The organism is Microbacterium sp. Z10_103 (assembly GCF_058310455.1).
In genome coordinates, this window is sequence record NZ_JBZEGK010000001.1 from 2,469,417 (window position 1) to 2,489,481 (window position 20,065).

Annotated in this window: 18 protein-coding genes; 4 read left to right on the top strand and 14 right to left on the bottom strand. The window is 69.6% G+C overall.

Annotated elements, in window-relative coordinates:
* Positions 1–122 precede the first annotated feature (122 nt).
* The 4 genes from AC4FS2_RS12015 (at position 123) to AC4FS2_RS12030 (ending at position 6,172) form a co-directional block, all read left to right on the top strand.
* Entirely contained in the window at positions 123–2,306 is a 2,184-nt protein-coding gene (locus AC4FS2_RS12015) for an alpha-ketoacid dehydrogenase subunit alpha/beta (RefSeq protein WP_491156624.1), read from the top strand.
* A 1-nt stretch (position 2,307) separates the two neighbouring features.
* The gene (locus tag AC4FS2_RS12020) at positions 2,308–3,687 is read left to right on the top strand and encodes a dihydrolipoamide acetyltransferase family protein (RefSeq protein WP_491156623.1); all 1,380 of its coding nucleotides are present in this window, start codon (positions 2,308–2,310) and stop codon (positions 3,685–3,687) included.
* A gap of 44 nt (positions 3,688–3,731) precedes the next feature.
* A complete protein-coding gene (locus AC4FS2_RS12025) occupies positions 3,732–5,111 on the top strand; it encodes an aldehyde dehydrogenase family protein (RefSeq protein WP_491156622.1) in 1,380 nt (459 codons plus the stop codon).
* Between the two features lie 179 nt (positions 5,112–5,290).
* On the top strand, positions 5,291–6,172 hold the full coding sequence (locus AC4FS2_RS12030) for an endonuclease domain-containing protein (RefSeq protein ID WP_491156621.1): 882 nt from the start codon (positions 5,291–5,293) through the stop codon (positions 6,170–6,172).
* Between the two features lie 275 nt (positions 6,173–6,447).
* On the opposite strand, the gene AC4FS2_RS12035 is transcribed toward AC4FS2_RS12030, so the two are convergent.
* The 14 genes from AC4FS2_RS12035 to AC4FS2_RS12100 form a co-directional block, all read right to left on the bottom strand.
* On the bottom strand, positions 6,448–7,074 hold the full coding sequence (locus AC4FS2_RS12035; RefSeq protein WP_491156620.1) for a helix-turn-helix domain-containing protein: 627 nt from the start codon (positions 7,072–7,074) through the stop codon (positions 6,448–6,450).
* A 3-nt stretch (positions 7,075–7,077) separates the two neighbouring features.
* Entirely contained in the window at positions 7,078–7,758 is a 681-nt protein-coding gene (locus tag AC4FS2_RS12040) for a cupin domain-containing protein (RefSeq protein ID WP_491156619.1), read from the bottom strand.
* 36 nt (positions 7,759–7,794) lie between these two features.
* Entirely contained in the window at positions 7,795–9,117 is a 1,323-nt protein-coding gene (locus AC4FS2_RS12045) for a M24 family metallopeptidase (protein WP_491156618.1), read from the bottom strand.
* The gene (locus AC4FS2_RS12050; RefSeq protein ID WP_491177261.1) at positions 9,114–10,052 is read right to left on the bottom strand and encodes an NAD(P)-dependent oxidoreductase; all 939 of its coding nucleotides are present in this window, start codon (positions 10,050–10,052) and stop codon (positions 9,114–9,116) included. Before AC4FS2_RS12050 ends, AC4FS2_RS12045 begins: the two co-directional genes overlap by 4 nt.
* A gap of 93 nt (positions 10,053–10,145) precedes the next feature.
* Positions 10,146–10,607: a RidA family protein gene (locus tag AC4FS2_RS12055; protein ID WP_491156616.1), complete on the bottom strand. Its 462-nt coding sequence runs from the start codon at positions 10,605–10,607 to the stop codon at positions 10,146–10,148.
* The gene (locus tag AC4FS2_RS12060) at positions 10,604–12,214 is read right to left on the bottom strand and encodes an amidohydrolase (RefSeq protein WP_491156615.1); all 1,611 of its coding nucleotides are present in this window, start codon (positions 12,212–12,214) and stop codon (positions 10,604–10,606) included. Before AC4FS2_RS12060 ends, AC4FS2_RS12055 begins: the two co-directional genes overlap by 4 nt.
* A gap of 10 nt (positions 12,215–12,224) precedes the next feature.
* Complete coding sequence (locus tag AC4FS2_RS12065; protein ID WP_491156614.1) at positions 12,225–12,938, bottom strand: ABC transporter ATP-binding protein; 714 nt, start codon at positions 12,936–12,938, stop codon at positions 12,225–12,227.
* A complete protein-coding gene (locus tag AC4FS2_RS12070) occupies positions 12,935–13,738 on the bottom strand; it encodes an ABC transporter ATP-binding protein (RefSeq protein WP_491156613.1) in 804 nt (267 codons plus the stop codon). The genes AC4FS2_RS12065 and AC4FS2_RS12070 overlap by 4 nt, the downstream gene beginning before the upstream one ends.
* A complete protein-coding gene (locus AC4FS2_RS12075; RefSeq protein WP_491156612.1) occupies positions 13,738–15,039 on the bottom strand; it encodes an ABC transporter substrate-binding protein in 1,302 nt (433 codons plus the stop codon). The genes AC4FS2_RS12070 and AC4FS2_RS12075 overlap by 1 nt, the downstream gene beginning before the upstream one ends.
* Before the next feature lie 17 nt (positions 15,040–15,056).
* On the bottom strand, positions 15,057–16,121 hold the full coding sequence (locus AC4FS2_RS12080; protein WP_491156611.1) for a branched-chain amino acid ABC transporter permease: 1,065 nt from the start codon (positions 16,119–16,121) through the stop codon (positions 15,057–15,059).
* Positions 16,121–16,987: a branched-chain amino acid ABC transporter permease gene (locus tag AC4FS2_RS12085; protein WP_491156610.1), complete on the bottom strand. Its 867-nt coding sequence runs from the start codon at positions 16,985–16,987 to the stop codon at positions 16,121–16,123. Before AC4FS2_RS12085 ends, AC4FS2_RS12080 begins: the two co-directional genes overlap by 1 nt.
* A gap of 147 nt (positions 16,988–17,134) precedes the next feature.
* On the bottom strand, positions 17,135–18,286 hold the full coding sequence (locus AC4FS2_RS12090) for an MFS transporter (RefSeq protein WP_491156609.1): 1,152 nt from the start codon (positions 18,284–18,286) through the stop codon (positions 17,135–17,137).
* Positions 18,287–18,320: 34 nt separating this feature from the next.
* Positions 18,321–19,028, bottom strand: a complete 708-nt coding sequence (locus AC4FS2_RS12095) for an SDR family NAD(P)-dependent oxidoreductase (protein WP_491156608.1) — start codon at positions 19,026–19,028, stop codon at positions 18,321–18,323.
* Positions 19,025–19,921 (bottom strand): cupin domain-containing protein, encoded by an 897-nt coding sequence (locus tag AC4FS2_RS12100; protein ID WP_491156607.1) that lies wholly within the window; start codon positions 19,919–19,921, stop codon positions 19,025–19,027. Before AC4FS2_RS12100 ends, AC4FS2_RS12095 begins: the two co-directional genes overlap by 4 nt.
* Positions 19,922–20,065 lie beyond the last annotated feature (144 nt).

The window sequence follows — 20,065 nt, forward strand, 5'->3', positions numbered from 1 at the left end:
GCGCCATCTGCCCAGAGTTCTCGCGAACTGTTCTCGGCTCACCCCTTGAATTGGATCAAATCCTCCCTTACTCTCGAAGAAGCGGACCGGCCACATGGGCCGCGGGATGGGATGAGGCGAAGATGCCTGAGCGCAAGAAACTTTCGACCGGCGTGGACTGGATCGAACTCTCCACGACCAAGGACGACTGGAACGCAGCGGACCCCGCACTGCTGGGCACGATGCTCAGCCAGTTGCACCTGATCCGTGCGTTCGAGGAGTCGGTGCTCGAACTGGCCGGCGAAGGCCTCGTGCACGGCCCGGCTCACTCCAGCATCGGGCAGGAAGGTGGCGCCGTCGGCTCCATCGTCGGGCTCCGCTCCAGCGACGGCGTGAACGGCTCGCACCGCGGGCACCACCAGTTCCTCGCGAAGGCACTCACGCACGTCAGCGGCGGCACCATCGACCCGGCGAACCCCGTGGACGACGACATCCAGACCGTGCTCCAGCGCACGCTCGCCGAGATCCTCGGTCTGGCCCAGGGCTACTGCCGGGGCCGCGGCGGCTCGATGCACCTGCAGTGGTTCGAAGCCGGCGCTCTCGGCACGAACGCGATCGTCGGCGGCGGCGCTCCCATGGCGGCAGGCAATGCCTGGGCGCAGAAGCACAGCAGTGCGACCGACACCGACCTCACGATCAACTACTTCGGCGACGGCGCCGCGCAGATCGGGTCGGTTCTGGAGTCGATGAACCTCGCGGCGACCTGGAAGCTGCCGGTGGCCTTCTTCATCGAGAACAACATGTACGGGGTGTCCACGCGCGCCGACGAGATCACCGCGGACACGCGGTTCTCCGTCCGCGGGCAGGGCTTCCACATCCCCTCCTGGCGCGTGGACGGCATGGACCCGCTCGCGGTGTACCTCGCCACGCAGGAGGCAGCCGAGCGGATGCGGTCGGGCGAAGGCCCCGCCGTCATCGAGGCAGAGGTCTACCGCTTCTTCCACCAGAACGGCCCCTACCCCGGCAGCGCCTTCGGCTACCGCACGAAGGAAGAAGAAGCGTCCTGGCGTGCCCGCGACCCGCTCGACCTGACCGCGAGTCGCATGCGCGACCGCGGCCTGATCGACGACGAGGCTGTCGCAGCGCTGCGCACGCGCGTCCAGGAGGCCATGACCGCCGCCGTGAACGCCCTCGTGGAGGCCGACCCCGACCGCCCCGGCAAGCGCCGCATCCGTCCCGAGCTGTGGCCCGAGACGACCTTCGTCAACGTCGGCGTGCGCGGCGATGCCAGCGAGCTGGAGGGTCTCCCCCGCCTCGAGGCCGGCGCCGCTACCCGCCCCGTGAAGTTCGTCGACGCGGTGGCCGAGGTCATGGACCGCCGCATGGAGGAAGACCCGCGCATCGTCGTCATGGGCGAAGACGTCCACAAGCTCAACGGCGGCACGAACGGCGCGACCAAGGGGCTGGCGAAGAAGTACGGTCCCGACCGCGTGATGGGAACGCCGATCAGCGAGAACGCGTTCGTCGGTCTCGGCGGCGGACTGGCACTGGACGGCCGGTTCCGCCCGGTCGTGGAGTTCATGTACCCCGACTTCATGTGGGTGGCCGCCGACCAGGTGTTCAACCAGATCGGCAAGGCGCGCCACATGTTCGGCGGGGAGAACCCCGTGCCGCTCGTGCTCCGCACCAAGATCGCGATGGGTTCGGGCTACGGCTCGCAGCACCTCATGGACCCCGCCGGCATCTTCGCCACCAGCCCCGGATGGCGCATCGTCGCCGCATCCAACGCCCGCGACTACGTCGGTCTCATGAACGCCGCGCTCGCCCTGCAGGACCCGGTGCTCGTCATCGAGCACGTCGATCTGTACGGCAAGGCCGATGAGGTGCCCGAGGGAGACCTCGACTACATCATCCCGCCGGGAAGCGCCGCCGTCGTCCGCGAGGGCGCGGAGGTCACCGTGATCAGCTACCTCTCGATGGTCGACCACGCCGCCGAGGCGATCGAGCAGACGGGCATCGACGCCGAGCTCATCGACCTGCGCTGGCTCGACCGCGCGTCGATCGACTGGGACACTCTCGGCGAGAGCATCCGCAAGACCAACGCGGTGCTCATCGTCGAACAGGGCGCACAGGGGACGTCGTACGGCGGATGGCTCGCCGACGAGATCCAGCGTCGCTACTTCGACTACCTCGACCAGCCCATCGCGCGGGTGACCGGCGGCGAAGCATCCCCCAGCATCTCCCGGGTGCTGGAGCGCGCCGCCATCGCCCGCACTGAAGAAGTGGTCGCCGCCCTCGAGGCCGTCCGCGCCGGATTCGGAGCCTGACATGGCTGAGATCATTCGCATGCCCGAAGTGATGGCCGGCGCCACCGAAGCCGCCATCCAGTCCTGGCTCGTCGAGGAAGGCGCCACCGTCGCGGTGGGCCAGACCCTCGCCGAGATCGAGACCGACAAGGCGACCGTCGAGCTGTCCGCGGAAGCGGCCGGCACGGTCGGGCGCCTCCTCGTTCCGGCGGGCGACAATGTCGCCGTCGGCGACGCCATCATCGTGCTCGTCGCCGAGGGTGAAGGAGCCGACGCGATCGACGACGCCTTGCGCGCCGCCGGCGTCGCCGCCGCAGATCCCGCTCCCGCCGCCGAGCGCGCGCCGAGCGGATCATCGTCGGCGGGCACCGCAGCCCAGCCCCCGGCCGAGGAAGCCCCCGGCGACCCGGAGCCCGACCCGATGGACGGATCCGGAGTGCGCACCGGAGCGGATCCCGCATCCGCGGACACCGAAGACGACGCGGGAGCCTCCGGCGAGCGACTGTTCGCCAGCCCGCTCGTTCGGCGCCTCGCGGCGGAGAAGGGTGTGCCCCTCGCCGACATCTCCGGCACCGGACCGCACGGACGGATCGTCCGGCGCGACCTCGAGCGCCACCTCGCGAAGGCTCCGGCCGAGACGGCCGCCGCCGAGCCCACCGCCCAGGCGCCTGCAGCTCCGGCCGCCCCCAAGGCGCCCGCCTCGTCCGCCGAGGGAGCCGCGACCTACGAAGACGTGCCGGTCGATCGGATGCGGCGCACCATCGCGCGGCGTCTCACCGAGAGCAAGTCGACGGTCCCGCACTTCTATCTCGTCGCGGACTGCCGCGTGGATGCGCTCCTGGAGCTTCGCAAGAGCGTCAACGAGTCGGCGCCGCGCAAGATCTCCGTCAACGACTTCGTGCTGAAGGCCGTCGCTGCCGCTCTCGTCGATGTTCCCGCCGCCAACGCGATCTGGAATGACGACAGCATCCGCCACTTCACCGGCGTCGACCTGGCCGTCGCCGTCGCCACCGAGGGCGGACTCACGACACCGGTCATCCGGGGCGTGGAGCGGCTGCCGCTGTCGCAGATCAGCGCCACCGTCGCCGACCTCGCCGAGCGTGCTCGTGCGGGCCGCCTCCGCCAGCATGAGCTGGAGGGCGGGAGCTTCTCGGTGTCGAACCTGGGCATGTACGGGACGGCGCAGTTCAGCGCCATCCTGAACCCGCCGCAGTCCGGCATCCTCGCCGTGGGCGCCGCGCGCCCGATGCCGGTCGTCGGATCCGACGGCGAGCTGACCGTGGGCTCGGTGATGACCGTGACACTCTCGGCCGATCACCGCGTCCTCGACGGTGCCATCGCCGCCGAGTGGCTCGCCGCGTTCCAGCGCCGCATCGAGAATCCGCTCAGCATCCTCATCTGAGCTTTCCCACCCCCTTCCCCCACCGCATTCTGAGAGGCGCCGCCGTGCCCACCATCCGCAGTGTCAACCCCGCCACAGGAGCCGAACTCGGCATCTTCGAGGAGGACGACGACGACGCCGTCGAGGCGAAGCTCGCCGCCGCATCGGCCGCCGTTCCCGCGCTCGCCGAGGCCGGCTGGGAGGCGCGGGCCACCTGGATGCGGGCCGCCGCCGACCTGCTCGAATCCGAGGCCGAGGAGGTCGCCGCCGCGATCACCGCGGAGATGGGAAAGCCCATCGCGCAGTCTCGCGGAGAGGTGGCGAAGTCGGCGCGGGGGATGCGGTACTACGCCGATCACGCGGAGGAGTTCCTCGCCCCGCGGTGGCTGGAGAACCCGGGCGTCGTGGGAGCATCCGCGGCCGGCGCGCGGTACGAGCCGCTCGGCGTCGTGCTGGCCGTGATGCCGTGGAACTATCCGATCTGGCAGGTCGTGCGCTTCGCCGCGCCCGCGCTCATGGCCGGAAACACCGGGCTGCTCAAGCACGCCTCGATCGTGCCGCGCTCGGCGCTGTACCTCGGTGAGCTGTTCACGCGTGCGGGGTTCCCCGAGGGCGCGTTCGCCACCCTCCTGGTCGGCTCCTCCCGTGTCGAAGCGGTCGTCCGCGACCCGCGCATCGCCGCGGTGACACTGACCGGATCCGAGGGCGCCGGCCGCGCCGTGGGCCGCACCGCGGGCGATGTGCTGAAGAAGGTCGTGCTCGAACTCGGCGGCTCCGACCCCTTCGTCGTCATGCCCTCCGCGGATCTCGACGGTGCGATCGCCACGGCGGTCTCGGCCCGCACGTCGAACAACGGTCAGGCCTGCATCAACGCCAAGCGCTTCATCGTGCACGAAGACGTCTACGACGCCTTCGCCGCGGGATTCGCCGAGCGGATGTCGGCCCTCGTGCTCGGGAACCCCGCGGACGAGTCGACGCAGATCGGACCCCTCGCCAGCGAGTCGGGCCTCCGCGACATCCTCGAGCTCGTCGACGACGCGCGGGCGAAGGGCGCCGACATCCTCGCCGGCGGAGAGCGCCCGGGCGGCGAGGGCTGGTTCTACCCGCCCACGGTCGTTGCCGGCATCACGACCGACATGCGCCTGTTCGCCGAGGAGGCCTTCGGCCCCGTCGCATCCCTCTACAAGGTCTCGTCCCTCGACGAGGCCCTGCAGATCGCCAATGTGCTCGACTTCGGCCTGGGGTCGGCGTTCTGGAGCACGGATGCGGCCGAGATCGATGCGGCGATCAGCGGCATCGAGTCGGGCGCCGTCTTCATCAACGGCATGACGATCTCGTACCCCGAGCTCCCCTTCGGCGGCATCAAGCGCTCGGGCTTCGGCCGTGAGCTTTCGGCCGAGGGCATCCGCGAGTTCTGCAACCTCAAGACCGTCTGGGTCGCCTGACCCCTCCCGACCCCCCTCCTGTCGAGTCGCCAGCATCCGTCGCGTTCCAGCGAAAATTCGAACGGTTGTTGGCGACTCGACGGAGGGACTTCTCCTCCCCAGGGGCGGATGCCACGGGATAGTGCACAGGCACCCCGCCGGCGCCGCCACGGGCGAGGCCGCGAGCGCACGCTGGCGGGATGCTGCCACCTTCTGACCTGCCCGCCGCCTTCACCGTCGCCGACGGGCGGGCGTTCGGGCTGTCGGAGGGGCGGATGCGCTCGAGAGCCCTCGAGTCTCCCTTCTGGGGCACGCGCACGTCACGGGCGCTCGAGGACGAAGAGCGGCTTCGGCTGCTCTTGGCGGCGCTCCCGGGGCACGCCTTCGTGTGCGGAGCGACGGCCGGGATCGTCCTCGGGCTGCCACTTCCCGGGCCGCTTCAGGAGCGGGCATTGACGGAGCCGCTCGTCGGCGTCCCCCTCGAACACAACCGCATCCGACGCCCCGGTGTGCGCGGCCGCGCTCTCGTCGTCGAGCCGGGGGACGTGGTCTCGGTGCGGGGCATGCGCTGCACGTCACCCGAGCGGACGTGGTGCGAGTTGGCGGGCGTACTCGGACTCGGCCAGCTCATCGCCGTCACCGATCGGCTCCTGTATCGGCGTGATCCGCTGTGCACGCGAGACGCGCTCGAACGTGCGCACCGTCGAGTCGGGCGGAGCCGGGGTGCCGCCCAGCGGCCGCTGGCGCTGGAGTGGAGCTCGTCGCGCGCGGAGTCGCCCCGTGAGTCCGAGCTGCGCGTACTTCTTCTCCAGGCCGGTCTCCCGGCGCCGGAATGCAACGTCGACATCTTCGACGGCCGCCGGTTCGTCGCTCGCGTCGACATGCTCTACCGGGAGGCAGGACTGATCGTCGAGTACGACGGCGACTACCACCGCGATCGGGACCAATGGAGCCGCGATATGTCGCGGCGGGCGGAGCTCGAGTCGCTCGGATACCGCGTCACCGTGGTGACGGCGCGCGACTTCGACGACCGCCCGGCGCTCATCGCCCGCATCCGCCGTCTTCTTCGCGCCCGTTCGTAACCGTCGACTCGCCACAATCCGTCGCGATTCGCCGGAAATCCGGACGGTTTGTGGCGACTCGACAGTGCGGAAGGTGTGGATGTCCGAGAGATCGGACCGCAGTTCGGCGCGTGCGGCGTGAATCGACGCACCTGCATGTCGAGGAAGACCGGGGATTGCAGCTCGCTGAAGCCGAGCCCGCTCGCACGCGCTGATCGGGCTGCCGGTGCGTCGACTCGCCAAGATCGGTCCTGAAACGGCGAAACCGCACGCATGATGGCGAGTCGACAGGCGGATCAGCCGTGCGGGAGAGGGCCGGCGGAGTCACGGTCGCGCACGAACCAGATCGCCCGCACCTCGGTGTCGGAGTCGTTCCAGAACCGGTGCGGCTGGCGCGACTCGAAGACGATCGAGTCCCCGGGCCTCAGCTGCGCCGTCGCCCCGGCCACCTCCACGCTGAGCGTTCCGGTCAGCACGATGCCGTACTCGCGGCCTGCGTGATGGATGTGCTCAGGCGGCGCCGCCGTGCCCGGAGCGTAGATCACCTCGAGGAACTCCGCATCCGGCTCACCCACCGCCGTGAGGCGGCTCCACCGCGGACCCGAACTGAGCTTGATCGTCGGGTGGTTCTCGGCCCGCTGCACGATGCCCTCCGACACCAGGTCGCGCGCGCCCTCGGGCGCAGGGGGTGCGGCGGACGCGTCGGGCGCGGAGAGGAGATCGCTCATCGCCACGCCGAGTTCGCTCGCCACGGCGTAGAGGGCGGGGACGCTGAAGGCCCCGAGGCCCCGCTCCACCTGCGACACATGGCTGGCCGACAGCCCGATCCGCCGTGCCAGCTCGCGCACGGTGATCCCCGCCGCGATCCGCGACGCCCGCACGCGCTCCCCGACGAGATCCCACGGGGTGTCGAGGTCGGCCACGCGTCAGTTCCGTCCCGACAGTCGGCTCATCGCATCCAGCACGTCGACGGCATCGCGGAGCTCCCCGGCCGCCTCGGGCTCGGACGAGGCCGGACGCGCATGCCCCGTGACGAACCACACCCCCTCGGCGACCGCGCCGGACTCATTGAGGTAGAGGTGCGGGCGCATCGAGTCGAAACTGAACGAGTCGCCCACCCGGAGCACGTAGGTGTCGAAGTCGAGTTTGAGCGTCAGCTCACCCCGCACGATATAACCGAACTCCACGCCTTCGTGCCGCATGTGACTGTCATCGAGCGAGCTCGCCGCCCCCGGCTGATACGTCACGTGCACCGCATCGACCCCCGGGCCCGATACCGCCAGCCCGCGCCACGTCACGCCGTTGGTCATGGAGATCTCCGGCGCATCCTCGCGGCGCTGCACCGGCTCCCCGAGGGCGGACCGACGGGCGGCAGCGGCCGGGGCGGGCGACTCCGGCGCGACAGGTGTGTCACGCAAGACGTCGTCCACCGACAGACCCAAGCCGGTCACGATCGCCCATAACGTGCTGACCGACGGCTGCACCTTTCCGGTCTCGACCTGTGACAACAGGCTGGGTGAAATGGATGCCGCCGCCGCGGTGGCCCGCAGAGACAGTCCGCGCGCCTGCCGCGCCTCGCGGATTCGTCCGCCCAGTACCGCTGTCATGTGTGTCCTTCCGCTGAACGAACTTTACCCAGCGGGTCAGTAGGGATTCGCCACGAAAAGATCTTGTGCGGGGAACTTGGTGAGCACTTCGATGCCGTAGTCGGTGACGACGACCTCCTCCTCGATGCGTGCGGCCGAGATCCCGTCTGATGCGGGGCAGTAGGTCTCCATCGCGAACACCATGCCCGGGCGCAGCTCGACGGGATCTTTCATCGAGTTCAGCCGCGAGATGATCGGTCGCTCGTGCAGGCCCAGCCCCAGGCCGTGCGCGAACTGCAGTCCGAATGCAGCCAGCTCGTTCGCGAAGCCGAAGTCCTCGGCCCGCGGCAGCACCGCCGCCACCTGGTCCGACCCGACTCCGGGCCGGATCGCATCCAGCGCCGCATCCATCCACTCGCGGGCCTGCTTGTACGCATCCTGCTGGCTCGCGGTGGCCCAGCCGACCCCGAAGGTGCGGTAGTAGCAGGTGCGGTACCCGTTGAAGGAGTGGATGATGTCGAAGAACGCCTGGTCGCCTGGCCGGATGATGCGGTCGGTGAAGTTGTGCGGATGCGGATTGCACCGCTCACCCGAGATCGCGTTGACCGCCTCGACCTGGTCGCTGCCGTACTCGTAGAGACGCTTGTTGGCGAGTGCGACGATTTCGTTCTCGCGCACCCCCGGCTTCAGGGCTTCGGCGATGTCCTGGTAGACGCCGTCGACCATGGCGGCGGCCTGGTTCAGCAGCAGGATCTCGTCGGCGTTCTTGATGACGCGGGCATCCAGCATCGCCTGCTGCGCGTCGGCGATCCGGAGCCCCTGCCGCTGCATTTCGAAGAGGAACGGCGGCTCGACGATGTCGAGGCCCACCGGAGCATCCGCGAGCCCTTCCTCCTTCAGCAGCGACACGATCTCGGCGACCGCGTCGCGCATGAGGCCACCGCCTTCGGGGTCCACCGCACCGCGGAACCCGAGGAACCCGGCCCGGTAGTTCTCGTCGGGCACCCAGTCGGAGTAGAGCTGATGGTGGCGCACGGCCGAGCCGAAGTCCCACAGGATCGGGTCGCGCCCGCGCATCAGCAGGGCGTAGCGGATCATCTTGTCGCCGAGCGCCCCGCCGATCCATGTCTGGGTCGTATAGCGGATGTTGTAGAAGTCGAACAGCAGGAAAGCTCCGCAGTCACTGGCCTCCAGCGCCGCCTGAGCCCGGCCGAGCCGATACGACCGCAACCGGTCGAAGTCGACCCGCCGCTCGTAGTCGACGCCGTTCTGGCCGGGTGCGCCGATCGGCCGCACCCCCGGCGGACGCGCCGAGGGCCGCTCGAAGCGCCGCCCCGGCGAGCCGCCGTGGTCGTGACCGGAGCCGGACGCGTGCGTCATGACTGCGGCTCCAGCCCGTCATCGACTCCGACGTTCTCGGCCTGCAGGTCGATCCCCGACGCCGCCGCTGCGCGCAGGATCATCGAGGCGAAGTCCTGCTCCGTGTTGCCCGCGTTGACCTCGGTCGCCACGATCTCACGCGTGACGGCCGTCACCGGCATGACGACGCCCAGCTCCCGCGCCGCTGCGAGTCCGAGGTCGAGGTCCTTGAGGAGCAGCACCGGCGTGAACGTGGGCGCGAAGTCGAGGTTGACCAGTGCCGGCGACTTGTACCGGCTGTAGGGCGAGCCCATGACCGAGTCGTTGAGGAACTCGAGGAAGTCGGCCCGCTTCACCCCTGCCTTCTCGGCGAGCAGCGTGATCTCGATCATGTTCTGGATGACGACACCGAGGAAGACGTTGTGCGCGATCTTCACGATGCGGGCAGCCTCCCCCTCGCCGACGTACGTCACCCCGCGACCCCACGTCTCCAGCAGCGGCCGGACGAGGTCGAAGACCTCCCGAGGCCCGGATGCGGCGACGGTGAGCTTGCCCGCGGCGATCACCTTCGGGTTGCCCGACACGGGCGTCGCGAGGAAGCCGACCCCGCGTTCCTCGGCGGCCGCACGGATGTGCGCGCTCATCTCCATGGAGACCGTGGAGGAGTCGCCGATCGCTTTCGGGGCCCGCTCGGGATCGGTCAGGAGACCCCCGTCGCCGAGCATGACCTGTTCGAGGTCCTTGGACGCGGAGACCATCACGAACACCACATCCCGTCCGGCGAGCTCCACCGGGCGGTCGACGATCGTCGCCCCGAGTTCGGCGAGCGGTTCCGCCTTCGCGCGGGTGCGGTTGTACACGGCGACGTCGTAGCCCGCCGTCAGCAGCCGGGTCGCCAACTGCGTGCCCATCCGGCCCGCGCCGATCCACCCCACTGTGGGCTTGCTGTCCGTCATGTCGTCTCCTTCTGAATGTTCCGGCGCTGCCGGAGGCGGGGGATGCCGGCGAACGCCGGCACCGGGGGAATCAAGCTGTGGGTCGGGCGCGCGTCACGCGGGGGCGGCGGCGACGACGTGGAACTCGAAACGCAGTCGCGGGTCTGTCGCCAGCCGGGTCACCTGCACGGTAGAGCTCGTCGGGATGTGGCCGCCGAACCACGCCGCCTGATGCGCGTTCACGACGTCCTGGTCGGAGTCCACGTCGGTGAAGAACCGGATCATGTTGACGACGTCCTGGCGCTGGCATCCCGCCGCCTGGAGGGCGAGGTCGAGATGGTCGAAGGCGTTGCGCACCTGGCCCGCAGCATCCATCGGCATCGCATCGAACACGGCGGGCACGTGCGGGTGGTCGTGGTACACGGGCGCACCCGTCACGCCGCTGATGAAGACGAGCCGCGCGTTGGACACGGTGCGGATGGCGGGCACGAAGGGGCTGACGATCTGATCGTCGTACCCCTCATGGTGGATGATCTCGGCGTTGCCGACGCGTCGGGGTTCGGGGACCGCGGTCATGGCGATTCGTCTCCTTCCGGCCGCTCTGCGTTGAGCGTTCCGGCATCGTGGGTGATGCGACCGGCCAGGACGGTCAGGTCGCTGCGGATATCAGGGAGGGCGTCCTCCGCGCACGTGAACGGGTCGAGAGAGGGGACGCAGACATCTCCGTCGAAGCCCGGGAGGAGCCTGCCGCGGTGGCCCTGCTCTCCGGTGAACCACGCGGCGTCGCGCGTGTAGGCGGCGAGCGCCTCGGCCCGCGAGAGCCGGTGACGCTCGTCGCGCACACCGCGTCCGCTGAGGGTGCCCCCGGTCACGAGCCACCAGATCGACGCCCACGGCGAATACCAGTTGGCACGGGTTGCGTCCGTGCCCGCACCGACGAGGATGCCGAGTTCGCGGAGGTCTCCGAGCGGAGGCGCCGAGGCGGTGGCCTCCTCGCCCCAGGCGTCGACGTAGTCGCCGCCCTTCAGCAGGAGCCGGTTCTGCACGAGCACGCCCGCCCCGAGCCGCGCCAGGCGCTCCAGGTTTCCCCGCGACGCCTCGTCGGCGTGCACGATGGAGAACCCGGCGCCGGCCACTCCCCCGCTCTCCCGTTCGACCTCTTCCCAGGCGTCGAGGATGCGTCCGAGGGTCGCATCGAGCACGGCGTGCACGCTCATCCGCCACCCCCGCTGCACGCACAGGCGCACGATGTCGACGAGCTCGCGGTACGGCGCTTCGGCGATCTCGAGCGCCTCGAAGCCTTCCATGTCGTGGCAGCCGAGGTGCGGGATCTCACCCACACCGCTGACCCGCAGCATCCCGTCACCGCTACCGGGCTGCACGAGGGTCGTGAGGCGGTCGATGTTCTCGACCTCCCCGCCACGCGTCCACGCGGAGATGTACAAGCGGGCGCGCACGTCGAGGTCGCCCCGTCGCCACACGGCGTACAGCGGGTCGTAGTCCCGGGGGGTCACCATGAGCCCGCCGCCATCCACCACCCCGGTCAGCCCGTACGCGGCGAAAGCGGCGAACATCTGCCGCACGCCGTCTTCGGGGTCGCCGACGTCGGCGAGAGCCAGCGCGGTGGGTCCGCCGAACTCCCGGATGCCGTGCAGTTCACCGGTGCCGTCGGGGAGGCCGGCGGCACGCAACCCGGCGGTGTTCAGGATGCCCCGGTCGTAGAGCTCCTGCAGGTACACCGGGTTGTCGGGGGCGGCGTCGTCCAGTTCCGCGCGGGTCGGCGCGCGCCCTTCGGCGAGCTGGCTGGAATGCCAGCCCCCGATGGCGCTGACCCACGCGCCCGGACCGCGCCGGGCCGCCTCGTCGCGCACGCGCTGGAGCGCCTCGCCGACCGAGCGGACGTCCTCCCAGTGCATCGTGCCGGCCCACGAGACGCCGCCGCGAACGGCATGGATGTGCGAATCGTTCAGGCCGGGAAGCGCGCGGCGCCCCCCGAGGTCGATGACGCGTGAAGCGAGTTCGGCGTAGGGAGCCAGCTCGGCGTCGGACCCGACCGCCACGACGCGGCCGCCGGCGATCGCGATCGCCTCGACCTCGGCCGGTCCGGAACCGGGGTCGGCGAAGGTGGCGATGCGCCCGCCGCGGAGGACGAGGTCGACGAGAGGGAGAGCAAGAGCGGGCACGGCAGAGCCTTCAGATGCTCAGGTGACGTTCGAGCAGCTCGTCGTCCGCCCGAAGCTCCGCGGGAAGGCCCGACCAGGCGATGGTGCCGGAGTCGTCGATGACGATCACCTGCTCGGCGATGTCGAGGGCGAGGTCGACGTTCTGCTCGGCGATCAGGATGGACAGTCCGGAGGCGCGCAGGCCCGCGAGGCGGTCCTGGATGACATCGAGGATGCTGGGGGCGAGGCCTTCGCTCGGTTCGTCCATGATCAGCAGCGACGGGTTGGTCATCAGCGCTCGGCCGATGGCGAGCATCTGCTGCTCGCCGCCGGACAGCGACCGGGCCATCGACCCCGACCTCTCCGCCAGCCGCGGGAAGAACTCGAAAACGCGCTCGACACTCCAGGGCTCGAGCTTCGTCTGCCGGCGACGCGGCACGACTTTGAGGTTCTCCAGCGTGGTGAGCGACCCGAACACGCGCCGCCCCTGCGGCACCAGGGCGATGCCCGCGCGGGAGATGAGATGGCTCGGCCGCTTGGTGATGTCCACGCCGTCGTACACGATCGTGCCGCTGGTCACGGCGGGAGGCCGGAGGCCGCAGATCGCGCGCACGAGGGTGGTCTTGCCCATGCCGTTGCGACCGAGGAGCGCGACGCTCTGCCCGTCGCCCACGGTGAATTCCACGCCGTTGAGAACCTGCGCGGTGGCGTATCCGGCGCGCAGACCCGAGACCGAAAGAGTCACTTCTTGTCACGCCTTCCCAGGTAGATCTCCTTGACGACGGGATGCTCGCGGACTTCCTCCGGCGTCCCGGTCACGATGTGACGGCCGTTCTCCATGCACATGACACGGTCGGTGAGACCCAGGGCGAGCGTCATGTCGTGCTCGATGAGGAGGATCGGCAGGGTGCGCGGAAGCTCTTCGATGAGGCGGCGGAGCGTCGTGCGTTCGACCGCCGAGAGGCCCGCAGCCGGTTCATCCAGCAGCAGCAGGCGCGGCTCGGTGACCAGCGCCATGGCGATCTCCAGCTGACGCTGCTCCCCGTGCGAGAGGTCGGCCACGGTGTCGTCGCGGCGGCCGTAGAGCCCGACCGAGTCCAGCATCTCCATGGAGGCGCGGCTCACCTCGTCGCTGATGCCCTGCGTACGCCAGAAGACGCGCGCCTTGGCGGAGCCGCCGCGCGCGGCCACCCGCACGTTGTCGAGCACGCTCATCTCGCGGAAGAGGTTCGACACCTGGAAGGTGCGCCCCACACCGAGACGCGCCCGCCGGGCGGTGCTCAGGCGGGTGACGTCGCGCCCGAACAGCTCGATGGTGCCCGCCGAGGGCGGGACGTCGCCCGCGATCATCTTGAACAGGGTCGTCTTGCCCGCGCCGTTGGGTCCGATGACCCCCATGCGCTCGCCCGGGGCGAGGGTCAGGGAGATGTCGTCGACGGCCTGAACGCCGCCGTATCGCTTTCCCAGCCCGCTCACCACGAGCGCGGGGGCGGGGGCCCCGGACCCGCGCGGGTCCGGGGCCTTCGCCATGGTCGTATCGGTCACTACTCGAGTCCCTGGAAGGTCTGCGAGTAGGTCGGCAGCGCCAGCGCCTCTTCCGGCGTGCGGCCGAGCCACTGGTCGACGTCTTCGACCTCTGCGATCGGCACGTTGTACAGCAGCCCGTCGTCGAGCTTCTCGACCTCGCGGATGTACACCGGACCGATCGTGTTGTTGTACTCGTCCCACGACACGCGGCCGAAGATGCTGTCTTCGAACGTGTACTCCGTGATTGCCGCGACGAGGTCCTCACCCGTGACGTAGCCCTGCTCCTCGAGAACCGAGGCCACCAGCGACGCCGTGACGTAGCCGCCGGCAGCGTAGGCACCCGGAACGTTGCCGCCCGAGAACTCCTTGTAGACGTCGACGAACTCCTTCACGACGTCGCTGTCCCGGCCCTCGGCCCAGTAGCTGACCGACCGGAGACCGATGATCTGGTCGCCCATGGCGCGGAGGGTGCCCTGGTCGGCGGCGCAGCAGTTCATCAGCAGCTTGTCCATCGGCAACCCCAGCCCCAGGTAGGCGTTGAGGAAGTTCGGACCGGGCGCGCCACCGGCGGTGGCGACGTAGACGACGTCGGCGTCGGCCGCCTGGATCTGCGAGGCGTACGTCGAGAAGTCGGTGGTGGAGTTCGGGAACCAGATCTGCTCCACGATCTCTCCGCCGTTGGCCACGAAGCCCTGCGCGAACCCGGCGCACGACTCCCATCCGAACGCGTAGTCGGCGCACAGCGTGACGGCCGTCTTCGCGTCGCCCTCGGTGGCCGCCCACTCGCCCCCGGCGTGGTTCGCCTGGGAACCGCCCATCGACCCGGTGCGGACGGTCAGGTCGTTGGCGTTGCGCTGCGTGAGGTCGTCGGATGCGGCGACCGGGTGGAGGTTGGGGATGCCCACGCCGGCGGCGTACTCCGCCACGGCCAGGGCCGTGTTCGCGATGAGGGGGCCGACGAGAACGTCGACCTGGTCCTGGTCGACGAGCTTGCTCGCCTTCGTCAGGGAGGTCTCCGGGTTTCCGGCATCGTCCTCGACGATCGTCTCGACGGTGACGCCGTTGACCTCGGTGCCGTTCGTCTCCCAGTACAGGTTCCAGCCGTCCACCATCTCCTGACCGGCGACGGCGAAGTTGCCCGTCGTCGGGGAGATGAAGCCGACCTTGAGCGTCCCGGTCGCCGATGCCTCGGAGGGGTCTTCGTTCGGTTCCGCCGCTCCCGGGGGAGCACACGCGGCCAGCGCCAGCGCGGCGACGACACTCAGGCTCGCGACCACCGCCCCGCGGCGGCCGCGCTTCGACATCATCGTTGAGGTCATTGCAGGTCCTTCCTTCTTCACTCGTTGGTTGTTGCGGGTTCGGGCACGGTGTGCCCCGGGGGCGCTCCCCGATCACCGGACTCGGGTGTGGACCGCCGCTGCCTCCATCGGTTGATGAGCTTGCGGACGCTTCCGGCGATGCCTGCTCTCGCGAAGAGGATCACGAGGATGAAGATGAGGCCCAGGAGCGTGGGCCAGCGGTCGACGTAGCTGGACAGCACGTTCTCGACCAGGACGACGATCGCTGCGCCGATCAGGGGTCCGAGAAGCGTTCCGATGCCTCCGAGGATGACCATGACGATCAGGTGCACCGAACGGTCGACGCCGGCGGAGGACGGACTCACGAAGTGGGTGTGCCAGACCGAGAGAAGCCCCGCGAGGCCGGCGACCGTGCCGGAGATCATGAATGCGCCGAGCTTGTAGGACGCCACGCTGTAGCCGAGGCTGCGCATGCGGCTCTCGCTGTCGCGGACCCCGCGCAGACTCGCGCCGAACGGCGAGTTCCCCACGACCCACAGGGCGGCGGTCAGGACGACGAAGATCGCGAGCACCACGTAGTAGAACATCCAGTAGGAGCCCATCCACTCCGGTCGCTGGATCCCGGAGATTCCGTTCTCGCCGCCGGTGACCGTGGACAACCGGAAGGCCAGACCGTAGATGAGCATGCCGACGGCGAGGGTCACCATCAGGAAGTAGATGCCGTTCGTGCGCATGGACAGCAGGCCGTAGATCAGCGACACCACCACGGTGATCCCGAGGGCCAAGACCACCTGCATCCCCGGGTCCATACCCTGCCGCGAAGCCCACCCGGCACCGTAGGCCGACGCGGCGGCGATGCCGGCGTGTCCGAGGGAGACCATGCCCCCTTGGCCGGCGAGGAAGTTGACGCTGGAGGCGAGGGTGGCCGCGATCAGGATGGTCGAGGTCAGCGAGACGGCGAAGCTGGAGGCGCCGAGGTACGGCAGCGCGATGCCGATGAGCAGGACGACCCCGAGCAGGATCAGGTTGATCGTGAAGGCGCGCCTGTTGCGGGGCGCGCCGGCGGTGCGAATGGTGCGGGTCTCGACGATGCGGTTGCTCATCACGCCGCCTTTCCGAAGAGGCCCGTGGGGCGAAGCACGAGCACGAGCGCCATGGGAAGGAAGATCGTGAAGTAGGCGAGCTCGGGGATCCAGGCCTTGGCGAACGCGTCGATGAGTCCGATGAGCACGCTCCCGACGGCGGCACCGGGAATGCTTCCCAACCCGCCGATGATGATCACGACGAGGGCGTACAGCAGCACCTCGTTCTGCACGCCGGGGAGGATGCTCTGCACTCCGGCGCCGATCGTTCCGCCGATGGCGGCCAGGGCCGCTCCGACGACGAACATGCCGGTGAAGACCCACCGGATGTTGACCCCCATGGCGGTGATGATCTCGCGGTCGTCGACCCCCGCGCGGACGATCGCCCCCACCCGCGTCTTGTACTGCACCAGCGCGAGGGCGATGCCGATGACCAGCGCGACAGCGATCACGAAGATCCGGTACCAGGGGTACACGAGCTCCCCGATCATGAGGGCGCCCGGGATCTTCACCGTGTTGGGGAGGTTCTGCGGGTCACCGCCGAAGATCGCCAGGCACACGTCGGCGATGACGAAGGACACGCCGATGGTCAGCAGCACCTCCGGCATCTCCTGCCCACGGACGAAGCGCAGCAGGACCACTTCGACCAGGAAGGCCGTGATCGCGACGGTGAGGATGGCGACGAGCACGGCCAGCAGCAGATTGCCGGTGAGGGTGGCGATCACCACGCCGATGTAGCCGCCGAGCACGTAGAACGCGCCGTGCGCCATGTTCACGATGCGCATGAGGCCGAACACCAGCGTGAGGCCGCTGGCCAGGAGGAACAGGAGAGCTCCGAAGCTCAGCCCGTTCAGCGCTTGCTGCGCAAGGAAGACAGGTTCGAACACCGATGTATCAGACCTTCCACGTCGTCGGGGATGTCAGGCGGGTCTTGGTGGCCTAAGTGAAGCAGCGGAAACCCTCATCTGTCAACTCCCACTGCACGATTGTTCAGGGCAGTGTTCACTCTCGCGGAGAGTCCACCGGAGCGCGTGTCAATCCTCACGAACTCGATATCGCCGACGTGCCACCGCACTTGCCGTCCCGAACAGGGCCGCGCCTCCGATTCCGGCCGCGAACAGCCCGCCGAAGGCGTGCGCGTCGATGGCGAGGGCGCCGAGCGCCGCGCCGAGGGCGCCCCCCAGCATGAGGCTGATGGAGAACAGGGTCATCCCCAGCGCGCGGGAGTCCGACGCCGCATCCGTCATCCACGTCTGCAGCGTCGTGTGCGCGAGCGCCCACGCCACGCCCATGAGCGCGGCGCCGGCCAGGACGTTCCACGCCGACACCTGCGCCGTCAGCACGACGAAGGCTGCGGTGGCGCTGACCCCGCCCGCCACGAGGAAGACCCACGCCTTCACGCGCTGCACGATGAGCTTCATGAGCTGACTCACCAGCACCACGGTGACGCCGAAGGCCGCCGTGACGAGCCCCGCCACGAAGACGTCCTCCCCCGATTGCTGCAGCGCGACCGGGAGGATGTTGAAGATCCCGATGAGGAGCGTTCCTTCCAGCGCCACGAGGGCGCACACCGACAGCGCCCAGGGGTTTCGTGCGAGGCGGGACACCTGCGCCAGGATGCGCTCCGTCCCGCGTCCGGGCGCTTCGGGGAGCAGGGCGAGGAACGGCACCAGCACGGCCGTGATCAGCGCGAAGCCGGCGAAGATCCAGCGCCACGTCGTGAGCGACCCGATCGCGCCTGCCGCCACCGTCCCGACGGCCAGCCCGAGCGCCGTCGCGGAGGCGAGGTTGGACATGGCCGATGGCCGGCGCGCGAGCGGCAGCATGTCGCCGACGTAGGTGAGCACGGCCGCGAAGGTGGCGGCGAAGGCACCGCCCGAGGCCGTCCGCGCGAGGAGGAACGTCCCGATATCGGGCGCCAGGGCGCTGGCGAGATTGGCCAGGGCCGCCAGCGACGTCGAGAGCACGAGCACCCGTACGCGCCCCCACCGCGTCGACAGCGGTCCCCAGATCAACTGGAAACCCGCATACGCCAGTGCGTGGGACGTGATGGCGCCCGCGGCCACGGCCACACTGACCCCGAGATCGCCCGCGATCCCCGGAACGAGAGGGAGGATCAGCGAGCGATCGAGGGTCGACCAGAAGATGATGAGCGGAAGGAGGACTCCCGCCGGAGGACGACGCACGCCGGTTCTCCGTCGTCTCGTGCGCGGGTCGGTGTCAGCTGATGCGCCAGCCGCGGTCGACGTAGAGGCTGTGGGCGCTCATACCGCGGTTGAAGAGCAGGAACTTCGTGGCATCGACGACATCGGACATCGTGGCCAGCTCTCCGCCGGGGGTGCGGCTCTCGTACGCCGACAGCACCCCCTCGGGCTTACCTGCCCAGAACGGGCTGTCGCCGATGATGCCGGGGTGAAGCGAATTCACCCGCACGGGCGCGAGTTCGTGGGCGAGGGTATTCATCAGGCCGTCCACGCCGCCGTTGATGCTCGACACGGTCGTCGACCCCGGGTACGGGGCATCCTTCGCCCGGCCGCCGAAGAGCACGATGCCGGTGTCGACGGAAGGCGCCAGCCGGTCCAGCAGCGTGTGAACCGTCTCTGCGTACCCGACCAGCTTCAGCGTCACCAGGCGCACCGCGCGCGCGATGTCGTAGTCGCGGATGGTGTTCGCATCGCGCTCGATGGCCACCATCGCCAGGCCGTCCAGCGGGCCGACGCCGCGGAGCTGCTCGGCGATGCCCTCCGGCTCCGAGACATCCAGGGCGAGGCCCGACGCTCCCGGACCGATGCCGGCGGCGACCTCGTCGGCCGTCTCCTGGCTGCGGCTGGTGAGGATCACCGAATCGCCCCCGGCCACGAGATCTTTCGCCAGCTCCAGCCCGATACCGGACGATCCACCGGCCACCAGAATCGTGCGTCCAGTCATATGTTCTCTCCCTCGAGTCGTTCTTGCAGGTACTCCCAGTCCCGCGCGAAGCGGTAGGCATGTCGCGGCGGCATCTGCGGGGACTGGGACTCCAGCCACCGCACCTCGGCGCCGGTCGCGGCGAACGAGTGCACGCATCCCACGCCCGCCCAGGCGATGTCGCCGGGCGCCAGCACGAACTCTTCACCGTCGAAGGTCGCGGCCACTTCACCCTCGAGGATGAGGTAGGCCTCCTCCAGCGGGTGGTCGTGGGCGCCGGCCTTACCGTCGGGCTCGTACTGCACCATGAAGAGCGTCCCCAGGGTGGCGCCCAGGTCGGAGTCGACCATCATCTTCAGGGTGATGCCGCTGTACACCAGCAGGGCCGTGCGCATGCTGGCGGAAACCGCCAAGAGCTCCTGCGACTGGCGTCCCGCATCCATGTGCTCGGCGCGGATATTGCCGAAGGAGCGGGTGCGGGGGTCGCGCGTGTCGACGTCGACGGGGGCGGAGACGGGGAGCTCCGGTACGCGGTAGGTGTCGTCGCCGCGCCGGGCCCGGGCGGGTGGAGTGAGGAGGTCGGCCCATGCGGCGGCGGCGTCGCCTGAACTGCGCCACGCATGCGGCACACCGATGGGCAGCACGCCGTAGTCGCCGGCGACCAGCCGGACCGTCGCTTCCGGCGTGGCCAGGATGACCTCGCCCTCCAGCACGTGGAAACTCTCCTCGAACGAGTGGACGTGGGTGGCCGTCCGCCCGCCCGGGGCCAGCCGGGTGATCCCGAAGTCGGTGTGCGCGGCGCCGTCGTCCTCACCGACTGCCCGCCATCGGGTGACGCCGACGGCGCCGGGGGCGAGCGCACCAGGGTGCCGGTACTCCGCATCCTGCGCGCGCCGAACGACGAACCTCGACATGCGGGGCCTCCTCGACATGGTTCTCGCCGGCGCGTCCTCGCGCGGCGCTGTCATCCCCGGCAAACCATTGTCCGCCGGAGTGTTAAGTCTGACTAAACCCCATGTAAACGGTCACGCCCCATCGTTGTCAAGCGGGGCGTTCGC

Excerpts from the sequence above, each read along its gene's own strand:
- AC4FS2_RS12040 (WP_491156619.1), bottom strand. The coding sequence starts at position 7,758 with ATGACAGCGGTACTGGGCGGACGAATCCGCGAGGCGCGGCAGGCGCGC.
- AC4FS2_RS12080 (WP_491156611.1), bottom strand. The coding sequence starts at position 16,121 with ATGAGCAACCGCATCGTCGAGACCCGCACCATTCGCACCGCCGGCGCG.
- AC4FS2_RS12030 (WP_491156621.1), top strand. The coding sequence starts at position 5,291 with ATGCTGCCACCTTCTGACCTGCCCGCCGCCTTCACCGTCGCCGACGGG.
- AC4FS2_RS12045 (WP_491156618.1), bottom strand. The coding sequence starts at position 9,117 with ATGACGCACGCGTCCGGCTCCGGTCACGACCACGGCGGCTCGCCGGGG.
- AC4FS2_RS12095 (WP_491156608.1), bottom strand. The coding sequence starts at position 19,028 with ATGACTGGACGCACGATTCTGGTGGCCGGTGGATCGTCCGGTATCGGG.
- AC4FS2_RS12100 (WP_491156607.1), bottom strand. The coding sequence starts at position 19,921 with ATGTCGAGGTTCGTCGTTCGGCGCGCGCAGGATGCGGAGTACCGGCAC.
- AC4FS2_RS12055 (WP_491156616.1), bottom strand. The coding sequence starts at position 10,607 with ATGACCGCGGTCCCCGAACCCCGACGCGTCGGCAACGCCGAGATCATC.
- AC4FS2_RS12050 (WP_491177261.1), bottom strand. The coding sequence starts at position 10,052 with ATGACGGACAGCAAGCCCACAGTGGGGTGGATCGGCGCGGGCCGGATG.
- AC4FS2_RS12015 (WP_491156624.1), top strand. The coding sequence starts at position 123 with ATGCCTGAGCGCAAGAAACTTTCGACCGGCGTGGACTGGATCGAACTC.
- AC4FS2_RS12075 (WP_491156612.1), bottom strand. The coding sequence starts at position 15,039 with ATGACCTCAACGATGATGTCGAAGCGCGGCCGCCGCGGGGCGGTGGTC.
- AC4FS2_RS12020 (WP_491156623.1), top strand. The coding sequence starts at position 2,308 with ATGGCTGAGATCATTCGCATGCCCGAAGTGATGGCCGGCGCCACCGAA.